The organism is Lysinibacillus cavernae, assembly GCF_009724685.1.
Classification (GTDB): Bacteria; Bacillota; Bacilli; order Bacillales_A; family Planococcaceae; genus Lysinibacillus; species Lysinibacillus cavernae.
In genome coordinates, this window is the sequence record NZ_WMEF01000002.1 from 485,552 (window position 1) to 498,367 (window position 12,816).

Annotated in this window: 8 protein-coding genes, 1 pseudogene and 2 riboswitches; of the genes and pseudogenes, 8 read left to right on the plus strand and 1 reads right to left on the minus strand. The window is 37.5% G+C overall.

The genetic code is table 11. From position 1 onward, the window contains the following. Window positions 1–64 precede the first annotated feature (64 nt). The 7 genes and pseudogenes from GJU32_RS06865 (at window position 65) to metE (ending at window position 10,306) form a co-directional block, all read left to right on the plus strand. Entirely contained in the window at window positions 65–1,288 is a 1,224-nt protein-coding gene (locus GJU32_RS06865) for a benzoate/H(+) symporter BenE family transporter (RefSeq protein ID WP_155591188.1), read from the plus strand. Window positions 1,289–1,332: 44 nt separating this feature from the next. Then, on the plus strand, window positions 1,333–2,625 hold the full coding sequence (gene hemL, locus GJU32_RS06870) for a glutamate-1-semialdehyde 2,1-aminomutase (RefSeq protein WP_230874978.1): 1,293 nt from the start codon (window positions 1,333–1,335) through the stop codon (window positions 2,623–2,625). 163 nt (window positions 2,626–2,788) lie between these two features. After that, window positions 2,789–4,219, plus strand: coding sequence for a MocR-like pyridoxine biosynthesis transcription factor PdxR (gene pdxR / locus GJU32_RS06875; protein ID WP_155591190.1), 1,431 nt, complete (start codon window positions 2,789–2,791; stop codon window positions 4,217–4,219). 153 nt (window positions 4,220–4,372) lie between these two features. Further along, window positions 4,373–6,346, plus strand: coding sequence for a S9 family peptidase (locus GJU32_RS06880; protein ID WP_155591191.1), 1,974 nt, complete (start codon window positions 4,373–4,375; stop codon window positions 6,344–6,346). Between the two features lie 298 nt (window positions 6,347–6,644). Then, window positions 6,645–7,067, plus strand: coding sequence for a VOC family protein (locus GJU32_RS06885; protein WP_155591192.1), 423 nt, complete (start codon window positions 6,645–6,647; stop codon window positions 7,065–7,067). 200 nt (window positions 7,068–7,267) lie between these two features. After that, window positions 7,268–7,576: pseudogene (locus GJU32_RS06890) on the plus strand (arsenic resistance protein); the annotation flags it as partial. Between the two features lie 74 nt (window positions 7,577–7,650). Beyond that, window positions 7,651–7,829, plus strand: a riboswitch (cobalamin riboswitch). A gap of 179 nt (window positions 7,830–8,008) precedes the next feature. Then, entirely contained in the window at window positions 8,009–10,306 is a 2,298-nt protein-coding gene (metE, locus tag GJU32_RS06895) for a 5-methyltetrahydropteroyltriglutamate--homocysteine S-methyltransferase (RefSeq protein WP_155591193.1), read from the plus strand. A 289-nt stretch (window positions 10,307–10,595) separates the two neighbouring features. On the opposite strand, the gene GJU32_RS06900 is transcribed toward metE, so the two are convergent. Next, window positions 10,596–11,057, minus strand: a complete 462-nt coding sequence (locus GJU32_RS06900; protein WP_155591194.1) for an NUDIX hydrolase — start codon at window positions 11,055–11,057, stop codon at window positions 10,596–10,598. 247 nt (window positions 11,058–11,304) lie between these two features. Continuing rightward, window positions 11,305–11,500, plus strand: a riboswitch (cobalamin riboswitch). Between the two features lie 194 nt (window positions 11,501–11,694). Between GJU32_RS06900 and mmgD the strand changes: the two genes are divergently transcribed. Continuing rightward, the gene (gene mmgD / locus GJU32_RS06905; RefSeq protein WP_155591195.1) at window positions 11,695–12,816 is read left to right on the plus strand and encodes a citrate synthase; all 1,122 of its coding nucleotides are present in this window, start codon (window positions 11,695–11,697) and stop codon (window positions 12,814–12,816) included.

The window sequence follows — 12,816 nt, forward strand, 5'->3', positions numbered from 1 at the left end:
ACGTGATGAATATTCCTAGAATGAAGATGTGATTTAAATAATTTGTAGAAAGGTAGGAAAGTGTATGAACTCAACATCCGTTTCACTAAATGTGCGTGATTTACCTTCGCCCACCATAGCTGCTTTTATATCTGTCTTAGTAAACTATGGGGGCACATTTATCCTGGTATTTCAGGCTGCCAAGATTGCTGGCTTAAGTCCAGAAATGACTGCATCATGGATATGGTCAATTTCCATTGGTGTGGGGGTAACCGGGATCTGGCTAAGTTACCGATACCGTGAACCCATTATTACAGCTTGGTCTACACCAGGCGTGGCGTTTCTTGTTTCGGCTTTGGCGGTTACACCCTATGCTGAAGCCATTGGTGCTTATATTATTTCTGCAGTAGCATTTGTTTTGTTAGGTTTATCAGGAATGTTCGAACGTTTTGTCCAGCTCATTCCTCCAGGCATTGCTTCAGGGCTGCTGGCAGGTATTTTATTACAGTTTGGTATTTCAGCCTTTGGTGGTGCGAAAGTGGAACCATTACTTGTCATTATCCTATTTACTACGTATATCGTATTAAGACGGTTTACATCTCGCTATGCCATTGTCGGTATACTAGTCATTGGCTTGATTTATTTGATAAGTATGGGGCAGGTAGATTTCAGCCATGTCGAGCTGGCCTTCGCATCTCCTGTTTTTGTTGCGCCAACGTTTTCTCTACATGCATTATTGGGTGTCGCTTTGCCGCTTTTTATTATTACCTTAACAGGACAGTACATGCCAGGAATGTTAGTGTTGCGAAATGATGGATTTAAAACGAGTGCCAATCCAATTTTGATTGTAACAGGATTGGGATCGCTCCTGACAGCACCCTTTGGATCGCATGCCTTTAACATAGCAGCGATTACAGCAGCCATCTGTACGGGAAAGGATGCTCATGAGGATTCAACAAAACGTTATATTGCAGGGATTGTCTGTGGCATTTTTTATATAATTGTCGGTGTTTTTGGGGTAACGTTGGCCGCATTGTTTTTAATTCTCCCAGCTACGTTTATTGCAACATTAGCGGGATTAGCCTTGCTTGGTACAATCGGTAGTAGCCTTGCCAATGCTTTAACAAATCCTAAAGGTCGCGAAACAGCACTCATTACTTTTTTGGCAACAGCCGCAAATGTTACATTACTTGGAGTCGGTGGTGCATTTTGGGGGCTTGTAGCTGGTTTGGGCGCACATTTATTAATGAATGTTCCATTGAGAAAACAGCAACACATAAATGAGGTACAACAAATTAGACAAAGATAAATATATAAACTAACAAACATTTAATACGAAAGGTGGTTTTTAAAATAAATACAAAAAAATCAACAGAAGCCTTCGAAATAGCTAAAAAACTGATGCCTGGTGGAGTAAACAGCCCCGTAAGAGCATTTAAATCAGTTGGTATCGACCCAATTTTTATTAGCCATGGGATAGGATCAAAAATATATGATATTGATGGTAATAGTTATATAGATTATGTACTATCCTGGGGACCATTAATTCATGGACATGCAGATAACGAGGTTTCAAGTGCACTACTTGAAGCCATAAATAGTGGGACGAGTTTTGGGTTACCCACTTTGCAAGAAAATAAACTAGCAACATTAATCACTAATCGGATTCCATCCATAGAGAAGATTAGAATGGTTAATTCGGGTACAGAAGCAACAATGAGTGCCATTAGACTAGCTAGAGGTTTTACTGGCAAAAACATGATTGTTAAATTTGAAGGAAACTATCATGGACACAGTGACCAGCTATTAGTAAAGGCAGGTTCAGGCATTGCTACATTCGGCCTTCCAGACAGCCCAGGTGTACCTTTAGAAATAACTAAAAATACACTATCAATTCAATACAACAATATTGAAGCACTAAATAAAATTTTTGCTAAATTTGGCTCAGAAATTGCAGCAGTTATAGTAGAACCATTCGCTGGTAATATGGCTGGAATACCAGCTGACCCCGATTTTCTACAGGCTATACGTTTTTTAACTAAAAAATATGGTGCACTATTTATTCTTGATGAGGTAATGACTGGTTTTCGTATAGATTACCACTCTGCCCAAGGGCTTTATAATATCCAGCCAGACTTAACTTGTTTGGGAAAGATAATTGGTGGAGGGATGCCTGTAGGCGCATATGGCGGAAGAAAAGAGATTATGAATTTAATTGCACCTGAAGGTACTATATATCAAGCTGGAACTTTATCAGGTAATCCAATAGCTATGGTAGCTGGGTATACTACAATAAATAAATTAAATCATGACAGTTACAAATATATCGAAGAGCTATCAGATAGACTTATTCAAGGATTATCAATAGTAGCTCATAAAAATAAGATATCCCTTAAAACAACTAAAGCAGGAACTATGATTGGATTCTCATTCATAGATAATCCCTTACAAAATTTTGATGATGCTCGAAAAATAGATGCTGAGTTGTTTCGCCGTTTCTATATAGAAATGCTTAAACAAGGTATACTTTTACCCCCTTCTCAATATGAAAGCATATTTATATCGACTGCTCATTCAATAAATGATATTGATAGAACGATTAATGCTGCAGATGTAGCTTTCAAAAGAATCGTATCATTTAATTAGTAGAACGAGGGTTTACTGCAATCTTTATGGCAGACTATTTTTCTGTAAGAACACCCGATTACAAAGATAATTTCCCAATTGATAGTATAATAATTATTAACTGAACCAAAATATTAATTTTCACATAATGTAACAATCCACATTTTAACTGGAAGTGAATTGAATGTTAAAAGTTAACCGAGACGATAAAAATCCTATATGGCAGCAGTTGCTTGACCAGGCTATTCATCATATTACAACTGGAAAATGGCCACCAGGCGAGTTGCTTCCTCCTTCTCGAGAGCTCGCCCTACTAGTCGGGGTTTCACGCTCAACAATACAAATTGTATATGAGGAATTATTTAGTCGTGGGTACACCGTTACAAATTGGCGTGGTGGAACAAGGGTAAGTGAATGGGGCTATAAAACCAACTCGGTAGAAGAGGTTATTTCTCATGGCCCAACCACGCCACAATTACCTTTATTAAACTCGGCAGTTGATGAGTTAAACAGTTGGTTAAGAGGCAAAGAAAATCAAAACGTAGAAATCGATTTTAGCCCTCATGAGCCGTATTTGGACGAGCACTTTCGAAAAATTTGGAGACAATCTTTTTTACAGGCTTCATCCGGCGCAGATTTGACCAATTGGGGTTACGGTAATGCTTATGGTTTTACACCGCTACGTGAACAGATTCAACGTTACCTGACATTTGAAAGAGGTATTCATGTTGATATCGACCAAATTATTTTAACTTCAGGTGCCCAGCATAGCATCGATCTCATTGCCCAAGCACTTTTAAATGAAGGAGAAACGGTTTGTGTTGAAGATCCCGGTTTTCCTGCTGCCTGGATGACCATGAAATACCGGCGAATGCATGTTGTTTCTGTACCTCTTGATGAGTACGGCATACAAGTAGATCGTATTCATCCACAAACCAAACTTACTTTTGTCACGCCTTCTCACCAATGTGCAGTTGGTGTTATTATGTCTGAGCCACGCAGGCAACAACTACTACAAAAGTCTGCGCAAGATCAATTTTGGATTGTTGAAGATGATTACGATGGCGAATTTAGGTATCGTGGTGGTCCGCTTCCTACCTTGTTCAGCCAACAACCTCAGAACACATTGTATATGATGAGTTTTTCCAAAATGGTTGCTCCTGGCATACGAATTTCGGCAGTTATTGGTCCAAAAGATGCCATTCGCCAACTTGCTCAAGTACAAGAACTAACCTATCGACATCTTCCAATTATGGAACAATTAACGCTTGCTCATTTTATTGAGCACGGTCATTTTATGCGTCATATGAGGAGAGCGAGAAATGTCTATCGACGCAGACATGAAGCGATGACGAAGGCCATCATGGCAACTGGACTAGCTGAGCGTTTCAAACTAAGTGGCATAGAAACAGGCTTACATATGCTTCTTGAAGCTGAAGAATCGTTTGATGAAGAAGCAATGACGGACCTTGCGCTCGAAAAAGGAATACGTGTTTATCCGCTTAGTAAGTATTGTTTAGAAAATAATCGAAAAGGATGGGTACTGGGATTTGCGAAAATTGATGAGGCAGCAATTGAAGAAGGCATTTTTCGGCTTGCGGAGATACTTTTATAATACGAATCAATAAAAGTGCGTTTCTTTTCGTTATAGTACTAGTTAGTGAGAGAAGGAATTTTTGTCAATTGTATAGAAATATTGTACAAAACACGTTCAATATCTTGTGATAGAGGAATGTAAATGAATATAAGGCTTACGGGAGATTTATTAATGGAAATGAATGAAAAAACATATCTACGTATAGAAGAGATTATTTCATTACCAACCTTATCAGGTACAACTATAAGTGAAAATGGCAAAAACGTAGCATTTGTCAAGAAAACAGCTAACTGGAAAGACAATAGATATAGAAATGATGTATGGATATATGAAAAAGATAAGGAGCAGTGTTACCCATTAACAACTAGGGATATAGATAGTACACACGCATTATGGTCTCCAGATTCTAGAGATATCGCATACCTTAGCCCAGCTGGTGACGGGGAAAATAAGAAAAATCAGATTTTTGTTAAGTCAATAGATAGTTATAGTGTGGTTCAAATTACGGACGAAAAAGAAGGTGTCAGTCAATTCAAGTGGGATCCTACTGGCAAGGGCTTTTATTATGTTGCACAGTCAAAAGAAACTGAGTCGATAAAGAAACGTAAGGAACTATATGGAGATTTCCATCATATAGGTAAAGAATTCCAGAATAATTGTTTATATTACATTGAAATAGAAAAAGTGATACAAAATGATAAATATGAACACGGAGATAACGTTGTTTATCAACTAACGGATGGTAAGGATTTTCATGTCCATGAATTTGATGTTTCAAATTGTGGAAAAAAGGTTGTATTAATGGCTACACCAAGCCCAAATATGGAAGATACTATCAATGGAGATCTATACATACTAGATAGTAAAGCTGGAGAACTGCAAAAGTTGAATCTAAATAAGTTGTTGGGAGGGAGCGTTTGCTTTTCGCCTGAAGGCAGTAAAATATGTTACGCAGCAAGCTTAATGGAGAGGGATTACTATAAGACCCATATACAAGACAGTACGCTAGAGATATATGATATTCATAATGGTGAGCTATTTCAACCTTTAACAGATTTTGATAGTACGGTTACTCCATTACGATGGACAGCAAGAGGAATATTAATTAGATGGCAGCATAAAACCAATTATCTTATTGGGCTGTTATCTGACAATGGCTCTGTGGAAATGTTAAGCGAAAATGTAGATGGCTTTATAATGGATGCTTCTATTACAAGGGATGGAAATTATATAGCCTATAATAAGGCTTTAACAAATGAAACCTTTGAAATCTATGTAGACCATAAAAAAATAACAAATGAAAATAGCATTTTCAAAGGAAAGCTTAAAAGCAACAGGCAAATAATTTCATGGCAAAGTAGTGATGGTCTTGAAATAGAGGGAGTTTTATCAACCCCAGTAGAGTTTGACGCAAATAAAAAATATCCCTTATTAGTAGTAATCCATGGTGGTCCGGCTTGGGCATCCTTTCCAATATTTTCAGACTGTTTTAATGAGAAATATCCTATTGAACAGTTTATAGAAAAAGGCTTTATCGTTTTAGAGCCAAACTATAGGGGAAGCTCGGGTTATGGTAATGAATTCTTAAAAGCAAACTATAGAAAGCTGGGAATTGCTAACTACGATGATGTTATTACTGGAGTGGATAAACTGGTTGACAAAGGGATTGCAGATAAAGATAGCGTAGGTGTTATGGGTTGGAGCAACGGAGGGTATATATCAGCTTTCTGTTCTACATTTAGTAATAGATTTAAAGCTATTTCAGTTGGAGGTGGCATTACTAATTGGAGTACCCATTATGTAAATACAGATATCCCTTACTTTATTAGGATGTATTTAGGAAATGATCCATGGAATGATCCAGAGATATATACGAAAACATCACCAATGACATATATTAAATCAGCCTGTACGCCTACTCTAATCCAACATGGCGAAAGGGATGCAAGAGTCCCAACTCCAAATGCATATGAACTATATCAAGGATTAAGGGATATGGAAGTTGATACAGAATTAATTATATATAAAGGAATGGCCTATAGTTCTGACCAACCAGGAGTGAATATGGCTATTATGAAGCAGAATTTGATGTGGTTTTCACACCATCTTCTTGGAGAAAGTATGGAGGATTTTAGGGTTTTATGATTAATAAATGGATATCCTCACAGGATATATAAGGATGAAACAATCTCATTTTTTGGAATGCCTAAACACATTTAAAAGAGTATATCTTGTTAGAATAAAGATTGTGAAGATTTCTAGTTAGCCTATAGGGTGCGATTGTTCAATAAGAGCAGTCGCTTTTTATGCTACCAGTGTAGTTTCGTGTAATAAATAACATTGAATAAATGAATATAACTAAATCTCTATTATTGCTATAATTTATCAGAAATGATTTGCAAAGAACAGAATATTGCTTTACAAAGAAAGAAGGGTTCATAAAATGATACAATCTGTTGTACATATTGCTTTAGTTGTTCAAGATTATGATGAAGCTATTGAATTTTACACAAAAAAACTTCATTTTACGTTACTTGAAGATACGTATCAACCAGATCAAGATAAACGTTGGGTAGTAGTATCCCCACCTGGTTCATCTGGAACTACCATATTACTTGCAAAGGCTTCAAAGCCAGAACAAACATCTTTTATTGGAAATCAAGCAGGAGGAAGAGTTTTTCTATTCCTTGGGACAGATGACTTTTGGAGAGACTATAATGAAATGATAGAAAATGGAGTTGAATTCGTTAGAGAACCAAAAGAACAGTCATATGGTATTGTGGCTGTATTCAAAGATTTATACGGTAATTTATGGGATTTAATTCAATTTAAAGAAGACCATCCTATGTTCCAACGAGTAAAATAGGCTAAAACCCTCAGAACAATTATCAATGTACTTATAAATTATTAAAGTGAACAATAGATTGCGAAAGAATACACTTCAAAATAAATAGCGTTATTCAAATAAAAGAGGGCTGTGATCAGCTCCTTTTTTGTTATCGTGCTAACGAAGCAGTTTGGTTTAATAAGAATTTAGTTGTCTATTGTTTATATGTGTGTATCCATAAAGGTGAGCAGTTAGTCGAGCTACCACTCGATGTAGTACTAATCGCCATTCCTTTATATATTTACTTTGTGGTCATGTTTGCTGTTTCATTTTTCTCTTCACGGGTTGCAAGTAACAACTTTGAGTTAGCGATTGCTGCGGCAGTTGGCGTGTTTGGCCTCCATAGTGGCGTGGCATTCGCCGCTGTTATTGGTCCACTTATAGAAGTACCTGTTCCCATAGAACTTGTATGGGTTACCTTACGTTGGCAGAATAAATACTTAAAAACCATTATTAGGATACTTAACATAGTAATCCAATCAGATTAGAATAAATAATAGGGTAATTAGTTTAAAAATAATTTCTACTATTCTGAAATGTATGTTATAGTAGGAGCATAATTGAATATTGTGTAAGACTTGGTGCCAAATGAAAGTTTGGCTTAAAAGGGAAGTCGGTGCAAATCCGACGCTGTCCCGCAACTGTAATTCGGAGCAAATCACAACTGCCACTGGGGAACTGGGAAGGCTGTGAGACGTATTGATGAAAAGCCAGGAGACCTGCCAATTTCTAGTACACACCAAATACCTACGTGGAAATAGGTGGTGAAAAGTGACCAAATAGGCACTGTGCGATAATAAATATTTATGCGAAAGAACCCACTTTTTTCGTATTGTTTATGCAATTTATAATTTTTACATGCAGCCATTTTCCGAGGAGGAGAATGGCTTTTTATTTTTTTCTGAAAGGGAGATATAAAAATGACATACACAAGCACACTCATTGGTTACCCGTATATTGGGGAAGAACGAGAATGGAAAAAAGCACTAGAAGCATTTTGGCGCAATGAACTTTCTGAAGAAGATTTTGAGGAAAGATTAAAGAAGATTCGTTTATCTAGAATTGACAAACAACTACAACTTGGTCTAGATATGGTGACAGTCGGCGACTTTACGTATTACGATAGAATGTTAGATACGGCATTGATGTTTGGTCTAGTTCCAAAACGCTTTAACTGGCAAGGAGGTAAAGTAGATTTATCTACCTACTACAGCGTAGCAAGAGGAAATAAAACAGCTGTAGCTAGTGAAATGACAAAATGGTTTAATACAAACTATCACTATATTGTTCCTGAGTATGAGGGACAAGCCTTGCAACTAACAGAAAATAAAGTGTTAGCCGATTTTTTAGAGGTGAAGGAAGCGTATGGTATTATTGCGAAGCCAACATTGATTGGTCCCTATACATTTTGTAAATTAACGAAAGGCTACAGCGAATTAACACAGGTTGAATACTTACTAGCCTTACTACCACTTTATACCCAAGTAATAAAAGAATTAGTGGAGGCAGGGGCAACTTGGATTCAACTAGAAGAACCATCCCTTGTCACAACCCTTGATTCAGCAGACATCAGGCTAGTGCAAGAGATTTACGACCAGTTAGCCGATGCCGTACCAGAAGTGAAGATCATGTTACAAACCTATTTTGAAGCATTATGTGCCTATGAAACATTGATAGCATTGCCTGTACAAGGATTTGGCCTAGACTTTGTTCATGGCTATAAAGAAAATATGGCGTCACTTCGTCAATATGGTTTCCCTCAGGATAAAGTACTAGCAATCGGGGTTGTAAATGGACGTGATATTTGGCGTTCCAACCTAGCGGAGGTCAATGCTACGATTCAGGCGATTGAGCATTTAAGTAATGCAGCAGAGCTATGGATTCAACCATCCAGCAATCTACAACACGTACCTATTACAACTGCTCTTGAAAATGAGATTGACCCAGTTTTAAAACATGCATTGGCCTTCGCAGATGAAAAAATCGTAGAGATTATTGAACTGACTACATGTAGACGAGATAAAGTGGGTACCTTACAACACAATTTTTCAGAAAGTATGAAGGCGATTGAGGCTCTAAAAAATCATCCAATCCGTCAAAACAAGATGATCCATCAAGTAGTTCAAACTGTGACAACACAAGACTTTGAGCGACATAGTAAATTTACTCAACGTCAAAAAATTCAACAGCTTGCGTTAGCATTACCGCTATTTCCAACGACAACAATCGGAAGCTTCCCGCAATCAGATGAGGTGAAAAGGAATCGTAATGCTTGGCGCAAAAAACAGTTATCGAATGAAGCCTACGAGGCATTTATAGAGCAGGAAACAAAACGCTGGATTACAATTCAAGAAGAACTAGATATTGATGTACTCGTTCATGGTGAATTTGAACGTACAGACATGGTCGAATACTTTGGTGAAAAACTGACTGGCTTTGCTTTTACAGAAAAAGCATGGGTCGTTTCCTATGGTTCACGATGTGTTAAGCCCCCGATTATTTATGGAGATGTTGCATGGGCTTCACCCATAACTGTAAAAGAGTCAGCCTATGCCCAAAGCTTAACAAAGCGCTTTGTAAAAGGCATGCTGACTGGACCCGTGACGATATTAAATTGGTCCTTTGTGCGAGATGATCTGTCACGAAAAGAGGTAGCTTATCAAATTGCATTAGCACTGCGTAAAGAGGTTGAAGCACTAGAGAGCGCAGGTATTTCGATTATTCAAGTGGATGAGCCCGCTTTAAGAGAAGGTTTACCGCTCCGGAAAGAAGAGTGGGGAGCTTACTTAGATTGGGCGGTCCATTCCTTCAAGCTAGCTACATCTAGTGTCAAAGATGAAACACAAATCCATACACATATGTGTTACTGCGAATTTAACGATTTCATCGAACCTATTAGCGCGCTTGATGCAGACGTGATTTCTATTGAAACATCGAGAAGCCATGGGGAGCTTATCACATCCCTGCAAGTGCAACCTTATCAAAAAGGCATTGGCCTAGGCGTCTATGACATTCATAGTCCTCGTGTACCAAGTGATGAAGAAATGCTAATTATTATGCGAGATAGTTTGCAGGTGCTTGATTGTCATCAATTTTGGGTGAATCCAGATTGTGGCTTAAAAACAAGAAAAGAAACGGAAACCGTTGCTGCTTTAGCTAATATGGTAGCTGCAACAAAAACGTTGCGCCAGGAAGTACAACAATCTATCTCGAGATAACAAAATCAATATGATTTAATCCACTTCAACTACTACATCTTCTCTCCTAAATACAACGAAGACCAGGTAATGTACCTGGTCTTCTGTCGTTTCATTATTCCAAGACTTTAATTATACTCAATAAAATTGAGTAGGTTATGTTTATTACCAAAGAATCAAAAGCAAGTCTTGATATGCCTTTACAAGTTGCCATTTTAGAAAAAGCTTAAAATTATTCAAGCACAAGTAGCCTTTTTATTACCAATGATGCTAGATGTGGAAAGCTTGAAACATTTTTATACGAAAAGGACTACAATAAATCCCACAATTTGTCCCCTAGATGGTCTAATAACGTTTTTGTTCTCTTTTCAAGATTTTCTGGAAGCTCGTTTTTATTGAAATATGTAAGGTTCAAACTCTCGCCATCTTTCATGTCCAATACACCACTTACATTTTTCGCAATATACAGATGAATGACTGTATAGACTTCATCCCCATTTGGATATTGGAAATAATAATCTGGTCCTGAAAAAACACCGATCAAGTCAAATTTATTGGCCACTAGTCCTGTTTCTTCATGGAGCTCACGAGCAGCAACTTCTTCTAACGTCTCATTAAGTTCCATTGAGCCTCCAGGTAATCCCCAATCCAATGTATCTGAACGATGTTGAAAGAGAATTTTCTTGTCATCGTTGACCACAAGAACTGTCGCCCCAATGCTTATAATAGGTCTACTACCGATGTGTTTTCTTAATTCTGAAATATACCCCATATTCGCCTCCTCATTTATGTCATAAAAAACTATTCGCCTTCCCTAAATAAAATACCTCTATTTTACGTATAAGCTTCAAAATAGCTTCATTGGTATGAAATAACAATCTTTTTTTATTCAAAATAATGCTAAGAAATGAAGAATAGTTCGTCAAAAATGAAAAATAGCTTTTTATAATCAGTCTTTTCTGAATTTTACCTATATTGATTGTTTTGAAAACTCTATGTTAAGGTAAAAAGACAAATTGAATATGCTAAATTTTGGTGGTTCAAATGAATTTGATTTCATTTGATTAAAAGGGAAGTTGGTGAGAATCCAACGCTGTCCCGCAACTGTATTTAGGAGCTCTATAACAAGGCCACTGTTTTGTTTTTCAAAAATGGGAAGGTGTTATTGTAGCGTTGATCATAAGTCAGGAGACCTGCCACTAAATAAGCATCAATTGACCTACGAGGATAGGGAGGTGTTAGCTACTGCATGATGATTGTGAATTCATGTAAATTCACTGTTTTTTTGAGCTGTCATGCTTTTGTAGATTAACAACTTCTAGAAAAGGGTAGAAGTTGTTTTTTTGTTGTTCTTTCGTGTTTGAATGGTAACGCTTACAAGAATAATTAAACAAAGGGGTGGTCGTTAAATGGAGTTAACTTATTCACCAGGTCTTGATGGAATCATCGCCGCAGAAACAAAGCTCTCTTTTTTAGACACTGTAGGAAGTCAAATAGTTATTCGAGGCTATGACTTGATTGAACTATCACAAAAATATTCGTATCTAGACATTGTCTACTTATTGTTACATGGAGAAATACCAACAACCGAGCAACAGGCTGACTTACAGGACACTTTAAAATCCAATTATCAGGTTCCACAAGAGATATTTCAAATTTTCAAGCTATTGCCTAACGGGACACATGCGATGGATGGGCTTAGAACAGGCATTTCTGTTTTGGCAGGTTATGATCAGCACATCAATGATCGTTCGACTGAAATGAATTTGTCGCGAGCATACAGACTTTTAGGTGGTATGCCCAACATTGTAGCAAACAGCTATCGTGTATTAAATGGACAAAATGTTGTTGAGCCTGATAGCCAACTTTCCTATAGTGCCAATTTTTATACCATGATTACTGGCAGAAAACCAACTACGTTAGAAGAAGAGATTTTTGATCAGTCACTTGTTTTATATAGTGAGCATGAGATGCCAAATTCGACGTTTGCGGCTCGTGTCATTGCCTCTACACAATCTGATTTGTATGGTGCTTTAACAGGAGCTGTCGCATCATTGAAGGGGAATTTACATGGAGGGGCCAACGAGGCAGTTATGTACATGCTTCTAGAAGCCAAAACGGTAGAAGGCTTTGAAAGCTTGCTGAAAAACAAACTACAAAATAAAGAAAAGATTATGGGTTTTGGTCACCGTGTCTATATGAAAAAGATGGACCCAAGAGCACAAATTATGAAAGAGGCTTTGCACAAATTATGTTTGGAGCAAGGAGATGACCGCTTATATCACATGTGTGAAGCTGGTGAAAAAGTGATGGTACAGGAGAAGGGGTTGTACCCTAATTTAGATTATTATGCAGCACCAGTGTACTACATGCTTGGGTTGCCGATTGAAATCTATACACCCATCTTCTTTGGCTCACGAACGATTGGCTTATGTGCTCATGTGATCGAGCAGCATGACAATAATCGATTATTTAGACCTCGTGTCAATTATATTGGCGAGCGTCATAACCTTGAAGAATTGTCGGTATAA